Source organism: Terrihabitans soli, from assembly GCF_014191545.1.
GTDB lineage: Bacteria > Pseudomonadota > Alphaproteobacteria > Rhizobiales > Methylopilaceae > Flaviflagellibacter > Flaviflagellibacter soli.
Window position 1 is genome coordinate 2312973 of the sequence record NZ_AP023361.1, and the last position, 16177, is coordinate 2329149.

Below are 16177 nucleotides of genomic sequence, written 5' to 3' on the forward strand. Positions count from 1 at the left end.
TCAGGCCGCAACCCGTGCGCTGCCGAGGCGCTCATTGATGCGCTCGAGCGGTGGAAGGCCGCGCACCGGACCGAGCGCCGCAAGCGCAGGTGCGGCCGAGATCGCTTCAAGGCCGACGCGGCGCACATCTTCCACCGTCACGGCTTCGAGGCGCGTCAGCACTTCTTCGGACGATACCGGCCGGCCGAGAACAAGGATCTGGCGGGAAAGACGCTCCGCGCGCGAGCCCGGCTGTTCGCGCGACAGCTCCAGCGCCATGCGCAGCTGCGCCTTGGCGCGCAGAACTTCGGTCTCATTTGCGGTGCGCGCCGCGCCCGCAATCTCGTCGAGCATCACTGGCGTGAGCTCGGCGACATCCTCGCCGCCCGTGCCGGCATAGACGCCGAACAGACCGCAATCGGAAAACGCCCAGTGGAAACTCTGGATGGAATAGACGAGGCCGCGCTTCTCGCGGATTTCCTGGAAGAGGCGCGAGGACATGCCGCCGCCGAGAAGGTTCGAGAAAATCTGCAGCGCGATCGTATCTTCATCGCCGAGCGCGCGCCCCGGAAATGTCAGTACGAGATGCGCCTGTTCGAGATTTTTCTGCACGCGCTTCTCGCCGCCGGTCCACACCGCCTGCGGTGCTTTGGGGCCTTCTCCCGAAGCGAGCCCGCCCAGATGATCTTCCGCAAGCCGAACGATGGCCTTGTGATCGGCAGCGCCGGCCACGCTGACGACGCCGGCGCCCGCGCGGTAATGACGGCCGAGAAAGCCGGTGATCGCCGCTTTGTCGAGCGCTTTCACCGATTTCGGTGTGCCGAGAATGGGCCGTCCGACCGACTGGCCGGCGAACGCGATTTCATGCGCGAGATCGTAGACGAGGTCATCCGGCGCATCTTCGATCGCGCCGATCTCCTGGATGATGACGCCCTTCTCGCGCTTCAGCTCTTCATCAAGCAGCAGCGGATCGGTCAGAATGTCGGAGAGAAGATCGAGCGCCAGCGGCACATCCTTTTCGAGGACGCGCGCGTCATAGCTTGTCTGTTCGACGCTCGTGGCAGCGTTCAGATCGCCTCCGACATCTTCCATTTCCTCGACGATACGCTGGGCGCTGCGGCGGCTCGTGCCCTTGAACGCCATATGTTCGAGAAGATGGGCAAGCCCGTGTTCGCTGTCGGTTTCGCTGCGGGAACCCGCGCCGAAGGAAACGCTGACCGCCGCCGTGCCGATGCCGGGCATCGTATCGGTCGCGACCGTGAGACCGTTGGCAAGTTTCGAAATCTCGACGCTCACGCCACCTCCCTCGCCGCACGGGTATTGCCGGCAACGAAAGCCTGAATGGCGGCAAGATCGTTCGGAACCACGGTGACGCGTTCCTTGCGCTCGAGAATATCGGCGACATGCAGCGGCAGCGCCGGATGCTCGCCCGTCGCCGCTTTCACCGCGTCGGGGAATTTTGCCGGATGCGCGGTGCCGAGAACAATCTGCGGCACCGACGGATCGCCGGACTGCGCCGCGCCGACGGCATAAGCAACGGCTGTGTGCGGGTCGAGCACATAGCCCGCCTCTTTGCGCAGACGTTTCATGATCGCAACGGTCTCGTCTTCGCTGGCTCTGCCGGCATCGAACTCGCCGCGGATCTGCGCCATCGCCGTGCCGGGCACGGTGAACGCACCCGATTGGGCGAGCGAGGCCATATGGCGGCGCACCGCCGATGCATCGCGGCCTTCGGCTTCGAACAGCAGACGTTCGAAATTCGACGAAACCTGAATGTCCATGCTGGGCGAGGTCGTCGGATGAACGCCCTTCACCTCATAGCGCCCCGTCTCGATGGTGCGCGCGAGAATATCGTTCTGATTGGTCGCAACGATGAGACGCTCGACCGGAAGGCCCATGCGCTTTGCGACATAACCCGCAAACACATCGCCGAAATTGCCGGTCGGCACGGTGAAGCTCACGGGACGATGCGGCGCGCCGAGCGAGACGGCGGCGGTGAAGTAGTAGACGATCTGCGCGACGATGCGCGCCCAGTTGATCGAATTGACTGCAGCCAATCTCTGACGGTCGCGGAAGGCGTGATCGTTGAACATTGCCTTCACCAGCGCCTGGCAGTCGTCAAAATTGCCCTCGACCGCAACAGCGTGAACATTCGGGCTATCGACCGTCGTCATCTGGCGGCGCTGCACATCCGAAACGCGGCCATGCGGGAAGAGGATCATGACATCGACGCGCGAGCAGGCGCGGAAGGCTTCGGCCGCGGCGCCGCCGGTATCGCCCGAGGTCGCCGCGACGATGGTCGCGCGTTCGCCGCGCTGCGCCAGAGCGCGATCCATGAACCGCGCCAGAAGCTGCATCGCCACATCCTTGAAGGCGAGCGTCGGCCCGTGGAAGAGCTCGAGGATGAAGGTGTTCGCCCCGGTCTGAACCAGCGGGGTCACCGCGGGATGGCGGAAGGTCGAATAGGCGCCCTCGATCATGTCGCGGAGCTCGCCCGCGCCGAAGGCCGAGCCGACGAACGGCTTGATCACCGCCTCGGCAACCTCCGCATAGGATTTCCCGGCAAAGCCCTTAATGGCCTCGGCCGACAGGTTCGGCCATTCGGCGGGCACATAAAGACCCCCGTCGCGGGCAAGCCCGGCGAGCAGAACATCGGCAAATCCGAGAGACGGGGCCTCACCCCGCGTCGAGACGTAAGACAGACTCATGGCGACCTTGAAAGTGTGTTCGCAACCTAGGCTTAGGCCCCCGGCAGGGCAACCCTAGCGGCGGCGCATCCGGGACCAGGCAAAGGCCGCGAAAACCGCCAGCAAAGCCCCCGCAAGCCCATACCAAGTCAGGGCATATTCCAGATGCCGGTTGGGGAAATTGACCCGCGTTTCCCCCGCCTGGGGAAGCCCCCCCGGCAGGGTCTCCACAGCGTCGATGGTGAACGGCGCCAAGGGGATGCCCAGAGCCGTGGCGATGGGGGCCGGGTCCCGGGCGTAGAACAGCCGCTCGGAGGACTCGTCCGCCGGGGTGAACATGTTTCGGTCCTCGGGGCCCCGCAGGAGGCCCTTCACCACGGTCAGTCCTTCCAGCCGGGGGAAGCTTGCGGTCTCGAGGGGCACGAAGCCCCGGTTGATGAGGACCCTTCCCTCGCCGGTCTCAAGCGGCGTCAGGATGAAATAGCCGGGACCCGACAGCGGACCCCTAGGTTCCGTCAGCAGCACATAGACCCGAGTTTCGAGATCGTGGCGGAACGTGCCGGAGACTTCGACCGGCCGGTATTCCCATTCCTTGAGATCGAGGGTCGGCCAGCCGGCGGGTGGTAGCGGCACGGCGGGCGCCGCGATCCGCGCAGTGACGCGCTGGAGGAGATCTTCTTTCCAGTGCAGGCGCTGCATCTGCCATGTGCCGAGCCCGATCAGCACGATAAGGGCAAGAAGCGTCAGAAATCCGGGCAGAAAAAGCGAGCGCGAGCGCATGAGGCTAGGTGAGCCCCTCGCGCCCGCGCGTCAACCCCTCCCGCCCCCACGGGATTTGAGGTTCAGGACAGCCGGCTGGGCGACTGGATATAGAGGCGCAGAACCTGCTCGCGGCGCAGAGCCTCGGCATATTGCTTGGCAGCCGAACGGCACCATTCCTGCGCGATCGACAGTTCACCCGCGGCGCTCTCGAGCTCGTCGAGTGCCTGCTGGCTGCGCTCGAAGAGCGGATCGATGTCGCGGATATCTTCGTCTTCATCGAACGCGGCGAGCGCCTGGGTGACGACACCGCCCGAATGCGCGACTTCCGCTTCGATGCGCTGCAGATCGGAAAGCGCTTCGGAACGAGCCTGTTCGGCGGCAACGAGCTGACGCAGGCTCTGTTCGACGACTTTCGCCGAGCCGCGCCATTCGCGCATGCGCTGATCGAGATTGATGCGGATAGCCGAAAGCGCCGTGCGCAGAGGCTGGCGGTCTTTCTGCTGCGGATGCGGCACGACATTGTCCCGGCCGAGTTCGGCGCTGAGATCCTGTTCAAGCGTATCTGTATGGACAGAGGCGTCGTATGCGAAGCTGCTCGCTTCGGCGCCGTCATGGTAAACGCTGACCATGTTCCCCTCCAAGAAATCTTGAAGGGACAATTACATACACCGTTGTGATTACAACTTGAGTCTGGCGACGTGGTAAACTCCGGCAGCGGCACGTGAATTAACGCCTGCGGCGATGGAGTGGCCTTAACCCTTTAAACCGCTCAATTCTCAACGGTCGAGCCGGCCCTCGGACGCGTCATGCGCATATTGCAGGCAGATGAGAATACCCTTCAGAACGCGCAGCAGACCACCGCAGACGATAATCAGAACCGGCAATGAGATCGCGACATGGACCCAAAGCGGTGGGCTGAAGGTGAATTCCAGCCACAGCGCAAAGCCGAGCACGAGAAAGCCTGCGATCAGAATGACGAAGACGGCCGGACCGTCGCCCGCATCGGCGAAGGAAAAATCGAGCCCGCAGACTTCGCAGGCCGGCGGCACTGTGAGATAGCCCTTGAACAAATGTCCGCGGCCGCAGCGCGGGCACAGGCCGCGAAGGCCCGTCAGAACCGGCGGCGGAAGAGGATGATCGTTATCGGTCATTGGATAAGAAAAAGGCCCTCCCGAAGGAGGGCCTTTCCGTTTTAGTGAGCCGCTCCGGCGACCGGGCCGCCATAGCCCCAGACATAGATCGCTGCGAACAGGAACAGCCAGACCACGTCGACGAAGTGCCAGTACCAGGCAGCCGCTTCGAAGCCGAAATGCTGCTGCGGCGTGAAATCGCCCTTGTAAAGACGCATCAGGCACACGAACAGGAAGATCGTGCCGACGATGACATGGAAGCCGTGGAAGCCGGTCGCCATGAAGAAGGTCGCGCCGTAAATGCTGCCCGAGAAGTTGAACGCAGCGTGGCTATATTCGAAAGCCTGGCAGGCGGTGAACAGCAGGCCCAGAGCAACTGTGAGCCACAGCGCCTGCTTGGCGCCCTGGCGGTCGCCTTCGATGATCGCGTGATGCGCCCAGGTGACCGTCGTGCCCGAGGTCAGAAGGATCAGCGTGTTGAGCAGCGGCAGGTGCCAGGGATCGAAGGTCGCGATCGACGCCGGCGGCCACTGGCCGCCCGTCGCTTCCACGCGCGCGAACTGAATCGCATCATTCGGGAAGAGAGCGACGTCGAAATAGGCCCAGAACCAGGCGACGAAGAACATCACTTCGGAAGCGATGAACAGCATCATGCCGTAGCGGTGATGAATCTGCACGACGCGGGTGTGATAGCCGGTCGAGGCTTCGGTGCGCACATCGCGCCACCACATGAACATCACATAGAGCACGACGGCGAGGCCGAGCAGAAGGCCGACCCAGCGATATGGGCTTTCGCGATTGTGCATGTAGAAGACCGCACCGATCGCCATGACGAAGGCGCCGACCGCACCCAGCACCGGCCACGGGCTGGGATCGACCAGGTGATAATCGTGATGTTTGGCGTGCGCGTCAGCCATTGTTCTCTCCGTCAGAGTTTCGGCGCAGCGGGCGCACCGGCGGTCTGTGCCGGCGGCTCAGCCGCGAAGAATGTGTAGGACAAGGTGATCGTCTGAACCCCGTTCAGCGTCTTGTCGTCGACCATGGAAGGGTCGATGAAGAACTGGACGGGCATGTCCATCTCCTCGCCGGCCTTCAGATGCTGCTTCTCGAAGCAGAAGCAGTGCATCTTGTTGAAATAGGCACCCGTGACTTCCGGCGTCACATTGTAGGTCGCCGAGCCCCACTGATCGTGCGGCGTCGTATTCTTCGCGCGGTAGAAGGCCAGAGCCGTCTCGCCGATCTTCACTTCGATCTCGCGCTGCACCGGTCGAAACTCCCAGCCGAGGCCGGCGGCGGTATTGGCGTCGAAGCGGACGCGAATCTTGCGGTCGGTGATCTTTTCGGGCGCGCTGGATGCGATCTGCGGCGTGCCGCCGAAACCGGTCATACGGCAGAACATGTCGTAGAGAGGTACGGCCGCGTAAGCTGCGCCCAGCATGGACAGCACGAAGACGCCGCAGGCCGCGGCGACGATGCGATGATTTTTAGTCTGCTCGCTCATCAGATCGGCCGATTGGCGACATTGCCGCCGAGCTTGAAGACGGTGAGCAGGTAGAACAGGACGACAAGACCCGCGAGCGCGCAGGCAACCGCGATATTGCGGGCTCTGCGGCGGCGCTTCTGTTCTTCGGTGAGGACGATGCCCTTCTCGGCCATCTCAGACCCCTGCCGCAAAGAGCGCTTCGCCAAGAAGCGCAGCAAAGAGAACGAAGAGATAAAGGATCGAGAAGGCAAAGAGTTCTTTGGCCGCTTTCGGCGCGTCCTTGCCTTCGCGCACGCGGAAGACGCGGACGGCGAGGATGAGGAACATCGCTCCCATCAGAAGCGCGGCCGCGCCATACACCAGTCCGCCGAAGCCGAGGAAGAACGGCGCAAGACCGAGCGGCACAAGGATCAGCGAATAGATGAGGATCTGGCGGCGGGTTTCGTCCGGGCCGGCAACCACCGGCAGCATCGGCACGCCGGCCTTTGCGTAATCGTCGGATTTGACGAGCGCGAGCGCCCAGAAATGCGGCGGCGTCCAGAAGAAGATGATGAGGAACAGCGTGATCGATTCAATGCTGACCGAACCCGTCACGACCGCCCAGCCGACCATAGGCGGAAATGCGCCGGCAGCGCCGCCGATAACGATGTTCTGCGCCGTCGAGCGCTTCAGCCACATCGAATAGATGACGACATAGAAGAAGATGGTGAAGGCGAGCAAAGCCGCGGCCTGCCAGTTGGCGGCCAGATAAAGCGTGCCGACCGAAAAACCCGACAGGAACAGACCGAAAGCCAGCGCCTCGCCGGGCTGCATGCGGCCCGCCGGAACCGGACGGCCGCGCGTGCGCGTCATCACCGCATCGATATCGGCATCCCACCACATGTTCAGCGCGCCGGAAGCGCCGGCGCCGATAGCGATGCAGAACAGCGAGATCGCCGCGAGCGCCGGGTGAAGATCGCCGGGCGCCAGCACAATGCCGACAAGCGCGGTGAAGACGACGAGCGACATGACGCGCGGCTTCAGGAGCGTCACGAAATCGCGCACCTCGGCCCGGCTCGGCTCTTCAAAGCCTGTCGCAAGCGGCAGTTGGTCGTGCGCGAAACTCATCTTGGCCCTTCAGTGCCTCTTCTCAGCCGGAAGCCGGAGCAATGCCCCGGCCGCCGAAACTCATCGAGCCCTTGCCAGACCTCAGATCACTTGATCTGCGGCAGGGTCTCGAACTGGTGGAACGGCGGCGGCGACGGCAGCGTCCATTCCAGCGTCGTTGCGCCCTCACCCCACGGATTGTCGCCGGCCTTCACCTTCTTCGCGAAGGCGTGGAACACGCCGAACAGGAAGATGAGAACGGCAAAGCCGGAGATGTAGGAGCCGTAGGACGAGATGCGATTCCAGTCGACGAAGGCATGCGGGTAGTCGACATAGCGGCGCGGCATGCCCGCAAGACCGAGGAAGTGCTGCGGGAAGAAGACCAGGTTCACGCCGATGAACGTCGTCCAGAAATGCAGCTTGCCGATCGTCTCGGAGTACATATAGCCGCTCATTTTCGGGAACCAATAATACCAGCCCGCGAAGATGGCGAAGACGGCGCCGAGCGACAGCACGTAGTGGAAGTGCGCGACGACGTAGTAGGTGTCGTGCAGAGCGCGGTCGAGGCCGGCGTTCGACAGGACGACGCCGGTGACGCCGCCAACCGTGAACAGGAAGATGAAGCCGAGCGCCCAGAGCATCGGCGTGCGGAACTGGATCGAGCCGCCCCACATCGTCGCAATCCAGGAGAAGATCTTCACGCCCGTCGGCACCGCAATGACCATGGTGGCGAACACGAAATAGGCCTGCGCGTTCACCGACATGCCGGTCGTGTACATGTGGTGGGCCCACACGACGAAGCCAACGACGCCGATCGCGACCATGGCGTAGGCCATGCCGAGATAGCCGAAGATGGGCTTGCGCGAGAAGGTCGACACGACATGGCTGATGATGCCGAAGCCCGGCAGGATCAGGATGTACACTTCGGGGTGACCGAAGAACCAGAACAGATGCTGGAACAGGACCGGATCGCCGCCGCCGGCCGGCGCAAAGAACGTCGTGCCGAAATTGCGGTCCGTCAGCAGCATGGTGATCGCACCGGCGAGAACCGGCAGCGACAGCAGCAGAAGGAAGGCGGTTACCAGAACCGACCACGCAAACAGCGGCATCTTGTGCAGGGTCATGCCCGGCGCGCGCATATTGAAGATCGTGGTGATGAAGTTGATGGCACCGAGGATCGAGGACGCACCTGCGATGTGCAGCGCAAAGATCGCGAAATCGACCGCAGGTCCCGGCGAGGCGCCGTGAGAGGACAGCGGCGGATACATCGTCCAGCCGCCGCCCACGCCGTTGCCGCCCGGAGCGCCGGGCACAAACATCGAGATGAGGAGAAGCCCGATGGCCGGCGGCAGGAGCCAGAAGGAGATGTTGTTCATGCGCGGAAACGCCATGTCCGGCGCACCGATCATGATCGGGACGAACCAGTTGGCAAAGCCGCCGATCAGCGCCGGCATGACCATGAAGAAGATCATGATCAGGGCGTGAGCCGTCGTGAACACATTGAAGATATGAGGATCGCCGAAGATCTGCATCCCCGGTTCCTGCAGCTCGGCACGCATGGCAACCGAAAGGCTGCCGCCGATGATCCCCGCGATGATCGCGAAGATCAGGTACATCGTGCCGATGTCCTTGTGGTTCGTCGAATACACGAAGCGCTTCCATCCGCGCGGATGGTCGTGGGCTTCGTGGGCGTGGTGGGCGGCCGTGCTTTTCGCCATGACGTTCCCGCTATCCTTACTTGCCGGTCGAGACGGACGCGTCAGCGACCGTGCGCGGCTGTTCATTCATTGCAGACTGCCGGGTCTTCGCCGCCCAGGCATCGTATTCGGCCTGGCTGACGACGCGGAAAGCCAGCGGCATGAAGGCGTGGTCCTTGCCGCAGAGTTCCGAGCACTGGCCGTAATAGACGCCTTCGCGATCGGCGCGGAACCAGGTTTCGTTGAGGCGGCCCGGCACGGCGTCGACCTTCACGCCGAAGCTCGGCACCGCAAAGGCGTGGATGACGTCATAAGCGGTAACCTGAACGCGGACGACCTTGCCGACCGGAACAAGAAGCTGGTTGTCGACGGCCAGGAGATTGGGCTCATCCGGACCGAGATCCTTCTCGGCCTTGATGCGGACTTCGACTTCGAAATCAGGCGAGAGGGGAGCAGCTTCCCCGGCGGCACCATGCGGCGCGGCGGGAGCCGGAGCTGCGGCCGGAGCGGCCGCCGCATCGGCGGCGGGTGCCGCTGCGGTCTGATACTCGGCCTTCCAGTACCACTGGAAGCCGGTGATCTTCATCGTCAGATCGGCCTTCGGGAAGTCGTACTGCGCATAGAGAAGGCGGAACGACGGGATGGCGATCACCACAAGGATCAGCACCGGCACGACCGACCACACGACTTCGAGCAGAACGTTGTGCGTCGTGCGCGAAGGAACCGGGTTGCTCTTCTCGTTGAAGCGCAGCACGCAGATCGCGAGCAGCACCAGGACGAACAGCGTGACCGCGAAGATGATCACGTTGATGAAGTTGTGGAACCAGTGAATCTGCTCGGCGATCGGTGTGACCGCGTCCTGCAGATTGATCTGCCATTCGGAGGGCTGGCCCATGCTGGCAAGGGCCGGAGACGCCAGGACGGCGAGAGCGGAAACGGCTAAAAGCCGGCAAGCGAAGCGAGAGCCGAGCATCATGTCCGGAAGCGCTCTCCTGAGGCGCGAAAGCCTGAAAAAATCGAGCCGCGGACCCCCCGCAGCAGACGGTTAGCGTTCAAACACAAAGGCACTTGCCCCGCAACTTTGGGGCAGTTCCAGACTGTGCGGCATAAGGGCGCGAAAACAAAGGGGCAGAAAAAGGGTCATGTGGAGGCGAATCGCTTGCCCTTGACTCGCCACGACCGTCTGTTAGTCGCACGGTCTTGCCGCGGCCCTAAAAGGGCCGCCGCCCTCCGGAGCCTTTAGTCCCTTTATGGCTGGATTTAATCGCCTTTTCGGCCTGCCGCTGAGTTTTGCCGCGCTCGCCGGTCTTCTTTTTGCGGGCCCCGCCGCCGCGCAGGGCACCGTCAAACAGGCGTCCGGCGACTGGCAGATTCGCTGCGACACGCCTCCGGGCGCCAAAGGCGAACAGTGCGCGCTTGTGCAAAGCGTGACCGCCGAAGACCAGCCGAATATCGGTCTGTCGATCATTGTCCTGAAACTCGCCGACAATAAGAATCGATTGCTGCGCGTGCTGGCGCCGCTCGGGGTGCTTTTGCCCGCCGGGCTCGGCCTGCGAATCGATGACGCCGAAATCGGCCGCGCCGGTTTTGTGCGCTGCGTCGCCGATGGCTGCGTGGCCGAAGTCGTGCTGGACGAGAACCTGATCTCGAAACTGCGCAACGGTAAATCGGCGATCTTCATCATCTTCAAGACACCCGAAGAAGGGATTGGCATCCCGGTGTCACTGAACGGTTTCGGCCCCGGCTTCGACACGCTGAAGTAATCTAGGTGAGCTTGAGGAAGATGAGCTTGGCCTCTCCATAGCTCCGCGTCTCGATCTCCTCGAACCCGTCCGGAACCTTGAACTCGGCGTTCCCCGCCTCCTCGACGACGATCAGACTGTCGGACGTCAGCCAGCCGCCGCCGAGCGCCGAGACGAGCGCTTTTTCGCCGAGACCCTTGCCGTAAGGCGGGTCGGCGAAGACGAGCGTGAACGGCTCGTTCGGCGCCGCCGGACCGAGCTTGGTCGCATCGCGGCGGAAGATGCGGGTTGTTCCGGCAACGCCCAGCGCCTCGACATTGCCGCGCAGAAGTCCCCTCGCCTCGACCCCGTCCTCGACGAAAAGCGCGAACGCCGCGCCGCGCGACATGGCCTCGAGCCCGAGCGCGCCCGTGCCGGCGAAAAGATCGAGAACCCGCGCTCCGTCAACGGGATCGCCGTAAGAGTGCGCAAGCACGTTGAAGAGCGTTTCGCGCAATCGGTCCGAGGTCGGCCGCACGCGATAGGTCTTCGGCGTCTTCAGCGCATGGCCTTTGAAGCGGCCGGCGATGATGCGCATGGCTTAAGAGCGCGGACCGCGGGGCTTGCCGCCACCTGGTCTTCCGCCAGGTTTTCCACCGCCCGGACGTCCTCCGCCCGGTTTGCCGCCGAAGGGTCGGCCGCCCGGCTTTCCGCCGGAGGGTCTGTCGCCACTCGGCCTGTCGCCGCGAGGTCTATCGCCGCTTGGCCTGCCGCCCGGACGGCCAGGCGGGCGCGGGCCGCCAGGGCCGCGCGATCCCGGCCGGTCGCCGGCTTTGGAAAAATTGCGAGGGCCGTCGGCCTGCCGGCGGGTCTCTTCGCGACGCGGCGGACGATCGCCGCGGCCGGGTCTCTCTTCTCTAAAGGGCCGTTCGCCGCGATCCGGCCTGTCCTCGCGAGGCGGACGCGGCCTCTCTTCTCTATTGGGGCGCTCCGGCTTTGCCTTGAAGGCACGCGTGCGATTGCCATAGGGCCTCGGCTCCTGCGGACGCTCTTCACGCTCGCGCTTGCCGCCTTTTCCGCCGAACGGACGCGGCGCATCGCCATCGCGGCGCGGCGGCCCGCCGTCCCGGGGCCTGTCCTCGCGGGGGCGGAAATCACCCCGGCCCGCCGCCGCTCGTTCCGGCCGTCCGAAATCGCCGCGCGGCCGGTCTGCACCTGGCCGCGGTCTCTCATCTCGTGGCGGCCCGCGGCGCTCGCCGCGTTCGGGACGCTCGTCTCTGGCGCGGTCATCTCTGGGGGGCCGCGGCTTGCGCGGCTTCGGCTCGGGCTTTTCGCCGAATCGCTCGACGAGAACGCGGCGTCCCTTGCGGTCGGTCGTCAGCCCGGCCCGGACACGCGGCACTTCGGCTTTTGAGGCTCGGACGCGCAGCGCCGTCTTCACAGGATCTGGCGTGCGATCGACCATCGGCGCCTCGAAATCGCACTCGGCCTTTTCAGCTAGGCTGCCGAGCTGCTCTTTCAGATAGCGGGTGCGGATTTCCTCGGCTGCGCCCTCGCCGAGATCGCCGAGCTGGAACGGCCCGAAGGACAGGCGGATCAGCCGGTTCACGCTGAGGCCGAGATGTTCGAGCACGCGGCGAACCTCGCGGTTCTTGCCTTCGCGCAGACCGAGCGTCAGCCAGGCATTGTCGCCCTGCTGGCGGTCGAGCACAGCCTCGATCGGTCCATAGGAGAAACCGTCAATCTCGATCCCGTCTTTCAGCGCCTGAAGCTTCACGATATCGACTTGGCCGAACACCCTGACTCGGTAGCGCCGCAGCCAGGCCGTCGAGGGATGGGCGAGGACGCGGGCAAGCCCGCCATCATTGGTCAGAAGCAGAAGGCCTTCGGTATTGAGGTCGAGCCGGCCGACCGAGACGACGCGCGGCAATTCAGGCGGCAGGACGTCGAACACCGTGGTGCGGCCCTCGGGGTCCTTTGCCGTGGTCACAAGACCCTTCGGCTTGTGATAGAGCCAAAGCCGGGTGCGCTCACGGGCGGGTAAAGGCTTGCCGTCGATCATGACTTTGTCGCGCGGGCCGATATTCAGCGCCGCGGAGGTGATGGTCCGGCCATTGACGGCGACGCGGCCGGCCGCGATCCAGGTTTCGGCCTCGCGGCGCGAGGCAAGGCCGGCGCGGGCAATTACTTTGGCGATACGTTCGCCTTCGTGGTCTTTGGGTTCGTTATCGTCGGATTGGGTCATTGGCCTCGCCTAGCACGCGGTGCCATGAACCGCGAAGCGGGAAGATGGGATGGGTACGCGCGATTTCATGTCTTTGGCCCTCAAAGAGGCCGCCGCAGCGGGAACGCGCGGCGAAGTGCCCATCGGCGCCGTCATATCGCTGAACGGCGACATCATCGCCGCATCCGGGAACCGCACGCGCGAACTCAACGATCCGACCGCGCATGCCGAAATCTGCGTCATCCGCGAAGCGGGCTCAAAGCTCGGCTCGGAACGGCTGATGAATTGCGATCTGTGGGTAACGCTCGAGCCCTGCCCGATGTGCGCGTCGGCGATTTCCTTTGCCCGCATCCGCCGGCTTTATTTCGGCGCCGACGATGCGAAAGGCGGCGCCGTCGTCTCCGGCGCCCGTCTTTACACTTTGCCGACCTGCCATCACGCGCCGGAAGTCTATGGCGGCTTCGGCGAGGCGGAAGCCGCAACGCTGCTCAAGGAATTTTTTAAAGAGCGCCGCTGAACTTTTTAAGTCGCCCCCGCCCGGCGCGCGAACGCCCAGGCGAGCGCCGCGATGGGCCTGATCTGCGCCACCGATTTTGCCTTGCCGTTGCGCGTCGCAATGCCCTGCAGCACCGCCATGCGGAAAAGATTGTAGGCGAAGTACGTCTCGAAATGCGGGATCGTCTTCAGGCCGGCGCGATGCGCATAGGACGCCGCGTAGATTTCGAGCGCCGGGATGCCGAGCTCCGCAAGCTCCTCCTCCGACACGCCGCCGCTCGTGCCGTGACCCATCAGGATCCAGGCCATGAAATGATAGACGGCGTCGGCGATCGGATCGCCGAGCCCCGCGAGCTTCCAGTTCAGAATGCCGATGACCTGCGGCTCGCTCGGATGAAAGACGATATTCTCGATGCGGAAATCGCCGTGCACGAGGCGCGAGGGACGATCGGGCGGCAGATGTTTCGGCAGCCAGGCGATCAGCTTGTCCATCTCCGGGATATCTTCGATCTTCGCCGCCACATAATGCTTGGTGCAACGCTCCACCTGATCGGCAACATAGTTACGGCCATTGCCGGCAGTGGCGACGCCGATGGCGCGCGGATCGAAGCTGTGAAGCTGGGCCAGAACCGTGTTCAAGGATTCATAGGCCTTGGCGCGATAGGCGCTTGAGGCGCCGGGCATGATCGGATCGTTGTAATGACGCCCCTCAACATGCTCCATCACGTAAAAGGCATTGCCGATCAGCTTTTCGTTGTCGCAATAGATCAGCGGGCGCGGCACCGGAAAATTGCGCTGATTGAGGCCCGCGAGCATGCGGAACTCGCGCTCGAGATCGGCATTGTGGGCGCTGTCGATCGAACGCCGCAAAGCGTAGCGGTTGTCCGGCGTCGACACGGTGAAGGTCGACGTGGATGAGGGGCGCGCCGGATGGATCGATAGCGGCGTGCGGAAACCGTGGATGGTGCGTGTACAGAAAGCTTCGAGCGGCCCGGGATCGAGATTGAGCAGCCACTCCGCCGTATCCTGTGCCACTGAGCGCGGGCGCGCCGTGGGTGTGACCATTATCGCCTCTGGAAAAGCTTTTCGAGATCCGTACGCGACAAGGTTACATAAGTGGGACGTCCGTGATTGCACTGCGCCGCCGAAGGCTCCGCCTCGATCTGGCGCAACAGCGCGTTCATCTCTTCGGGCTTGAGGCGGCGGCCGGCGCGGATTGAGTGATGGCAGGCAAAGGTCGAGGCGAGCTTGTCGAGCCGTTCGGCCACCGGCAGCGCCGCGCCCCATTCGCCGAGCGCATCGGCGATATCGCGGATGAGCGTGCCGGTGTCGAATTCGCCGAGCGCCGACGGAACCTCGCGCACGAGCACGGCGCCGGGGCCGAACGCCTCGACGCTGAGGCCGAAGCTTTGAAGATCGTCGGATGCGGCAAGAACGCGGGAAACTTCATCGGGCGAAAGCTCGACGACGTCCGGAACCAGCATGGCCTGCGCGGCGGCGTGGCCGCGCTCGCGCTTCAGCTTCTCAAAGACAAGACGCTCGTGCGCGGCATGCATATCGACGAGAACGAGCCCCTCCCCGTTCTGCGCCAGAATGTAGGTATCGTGCAATTGCGCCTTTGCCGCGCCGAGCGGCAGCGCGGTCCATTCGGGATCTGTGACCGCGTCCGCACGCGTGTCGGCCGAGACCGGCAATTCAAACCTTGCCTGCTCTTCGGCAAAATGCGGCGCGAGCGCCAGCGCCCCTTCCATCGGATAGCCACGGGAGGAATAATTCGCCGGATGCGGCGGCACAAACGAGGTCCTCTGGGGGGTGCGGAACGCGCTCGCCGCAAAATCTGAGCCCGTTGTCGCAACGCGCGGACCAGATGCCCCCAAAGCATGGCGCAGCGCCGAGACGATCAGCGCGCGGACAAGCCCTGAATCGCGGAAGCGCACTTCGGCTTTGGCGGGATGAACGTTGACATCGACTTCGGCGGGATCGGCGGTGATGAAGAGAGCAACCACCGGATGACGATCGCGCGGCACAAGATCGGTATAGGCGGCGCGCAGCGCGCCGATCAAAAGCTTGTCCTTGACCGGCCTGTCATTGACGAAAAAGAGCTGCTGCGCGGCCGTTGCGCGGTTGTAAGTCGGCAGGCCGGCAAAACCCGACAGGCGGAACCCTTCGCGTTCGGCGTCGATCGCAACGGCGTTTCCCGCAAAATCGCGGCCGAGCACATCCGACAGACGCGCTTTCGCGCCGTCGCCGGTTTTGCCCTGCGCCTGATAGCGCACCGTCTTGCCATCGAGCGTCAACGAAAAATCGATGTCGGGACGCGCCGCAGCAAGCCGGCGGACGATTTCGGTGACGGCTTCGTTTTCGGCGCGCTCGGATTTCAGAAATTTCAGCCGCGCCGGAAACGCCGCAAACAATTCCTCGACCTCAACGCGCGTGCCGACCGGATGGGCCGCCGGCTGAACCCCACCGAGCGCGCCGTTATGTACGGTCAGCGCGGCGGCGTGATCGTCCTCTTCACGGCGCGAGGTCAAAGTCAGCCGCGATACGGAGGCGATCGAGGGCAGCGCCTCGCCACGGAACCCCAGAAATTTGATGTCCAGAAGATCGTCGGACGGAAGTTTCGAGGTCGCATGGCGCTCGACGGCGAGCGCCAAATCCTCCGGCCCCATGCCGTGGCCGTCATCGGTGACGCGGATGAGGTCCCGCCCGCCCCCCGACAGCACGATATCGATCCGTCCCGCCCCGGCATCCAGCGCATTCTCGACGAGCTCTTTGACGACGCTCGACGGGCGTTCGACCACTTCGCCGGCGGCGATGCGGTTGGCCAGCGTTTCGGGAAGGCGGCGGATGAGCATGATTCGGCAAGGATCGGGGGTGCGGAGGCCCGTTGCAAGGCATCCTGAGGTTATCCCC

At 64.0% G+C, this 16177-nt stretch carries 17 protein-coding genes; 2 read left to right on the forward strand and 15 right to left on the reverse strand.

The window, feature by feature from the left end; all coding sequences use genetic code 11:
* From IZ6_RS11945 to coxB, 11 genes are all read right to left on the reverse strand, one after another.
* Positions 1-1275, reverse strand: coding sequence for a M16 family metallopeptidase (locus IZ6_RS11945; protein ID WP_225873901.1), 1275 nt, complete (start codon positions 1273-1275; stop codon positions 1-3).
* On the reverse strand, positions 1272-2681 hold the full coding sequence (thrC, locus tag IZ6_RS11950) for a threonine synthase (RefSeq protein WP_222877628.1): 1410 nt from the start codon (positions 2679-2681) through the stop codon (positions 1272-1274). Before thrC ends, IZ6_RS11945 begins: the two co-directional genes overlap by 4 nt.
* Before the next feature lie 60 nt (positions 2682-2741).
* Positions 2742-3446, reverse strand: a complete 705-nt coding sequence (locus IZ6_RS11955; RefSeq protein ID WP_222875273.1) for an SURF1 family protein — start codon at positions 3444-3446, stop codon at positions 2742-2744.
* Between the two features lie 62 nt (positions 3447-3508).
* Positions 3509-4057, reverse strand: coding sequence for a hypothetical protein (locus IZ6_RS11960; RefSeq protein WP_222875274.1), 549 nt, complete (start codon positions 4055-4057; stop codon positions 3509-3511).
* A 147-nt stretch (positions 4058-4204) separates the two neighbouring features.
* Positions 4205-4579 (reverse strand): DUF983 domain-containing protein, encoded by a 375-nt coding sequence (locus IZ6_RS11965; protein ID WP_222875275.1) that lies wholly within the window; start codon positions 4577-4579, stop codon positions 4205-4207.
* A gap of 41 nt (positions 4580-4620) precedes the next feature.
* Positions 4621-5475, reverse strand: a complete 855-nt coding sequence (locus IZ6_RS11970) for a cytochrome c oxidase subunit 3 (protein ID WP_222875276.1) — start codon at positions 5473-5475, stop codon at positions 4621-4623.
* Between the two features lie 11 nt (positions 5476-5486).
* A complete protein-coding gene (locus IZ6_RS11975) occupies positions 5487-6059 on the reverse strand; it encodes a cytochrome c oxidase assembly protein (protein WP_222875277.1) in 573 nt (190 codons plus the stop codon).
* Positions 6059-6214, reverse strand: coding sequence for a hypothetical protein (locus IZ6_RS11980; RefSeq protein WP_222875278.1), 156 nt, complete (start codon positions 6212-6214; stop codon positions 6059-6061). Before IZ6_RS11980 ends, IZ6_RS11975 begins: the two co-directional genes overlap by 1 nt.
* Before the next feature lies 1 nt (position 6215).
* Complete coding sequence (locus tag IZ6_RS11985) at positions 6216-7148, reverse strand: heme o synthase (protein WP_222875279.1); 933 nt, start codon at positions 7146-7148, stop codon at positions 6216-6218.
* Between the two features lie 86 nt (positions 7149-7234).
* The gene (gene ctaD, locus IZ6_RS11990) at positions 7235-8845 is read right to left on the reverse strand and encodes a cytochrome c oxidase subunit I (protein ID WP_222875280.1); all 1611 of its coding nucleotides are present in this window, start codon (positions 8843-8845) and stop codon (positions 7235-7237) included.
* Positions 8846-8861: 16 nt separating this feature from the next.
* Positions 8862-9800 carry a cytochrome c oxidase subunit II gene (gene coxB / locus IZ6_RS11995; protein ID WP_225873902.1) on the reverse strand — a complete coding sequence of 313 codons (939 nt, stop codon included), beginning with the start codon at positions 9798-9800 and terminating at the stop codon, positions 8862-8864.
* 274 nt (positions 9801-10074) lie between these two features.
* Between coxB and IZ6_RS12000 the strand changes: the two genes are divergently transcribed.
* The gene (locus tag IZ6_RS12000) at positions 10075-10587 is read left to right on the forward strand and encodes an invasion associated locus B family protein (protein WP_222875281.1); all 513 of its coding nucleotides are present in this window, start codon (positions 10075-10077) and stop codon (positions 10585-10587) included.
* A 1-nt stretch (position 10588) separates the two neighbouring features.
* On the opposite strand, the gene rsmD is transcribed toward IZ6_RS12000, so the two are convergent.
* Positions 10589-11143 (reverse strand): 16S rRNA (guanine(966)-N(2))-methyltransferase RsmD, encoded by a 555-nt coding sequence (gene rsmD, locus IZ6_RS12005; protein ID WP_222875282.1) that lies wholly within the window; start codon positions 11141-11143, stop codon positions 10589-10591.
* A 3-nt stretch (positions 11144-11146) separates the two neighbouring features.
* A complete protein-coding gene (locus IZ6_RS12010) occupies positions 11147-12790 on the reverse strand; it encodes a pseudouridine synthase (protein ID WP_222875283.1) in 1644 nt (547 codons plus the stop codon).
* 49 nt (positions 12791-12839) lie between these two features.
* Here IZ6_RS12010 and IZ6_RS12015 point away from each other — a divergent pair, with 49 nt between their 5' ends.
* Positions 12840-13286 carry a nucleoside deaminase gene (locus IZ6_RS12015; protein ID WP_222875284.1) on the forward strand — a complete coding sequence of 149 codons (447 nt, stop codon included), beginning with the start codon at positions 12840-12842 and terminating at the stop codon, positions 13284-13286.
* A gap of 5 nt (positions 13287-13291) precedes the next feature.
* Here the strand turns inward: IZ6_RS12015 and IZ6_RS12020 are convergent, their stop codons facing one another.
* Positions 13292-14329 carry a phosphotransferase family protein gene (locus tag IZ6_RS12020; RefSeq protein ID WP_222875285.1) on the reverse strand — a complete coding sequence of 346 codons (1038 nt, stop codon included), beginning with the start codon at positions 14327-14329 and terminating at the stop codon, positions 13292-13294.
* A complete protein-coding gene (gene mutL, locus IZ6_RS12025; protein WP_222875286.1) occupies positions 14329-16119 on the reverse strand; it encodes a DNA mismatch repair endonuclease MutL in 1791 nt (596 codons plus the stop codon). Before mutL ends, IZ6_RS12020 begins: the two co-directional genes overlap by 1 nt.
* Positions 16120-16177 lie beyond the last annotated feature (58 nt).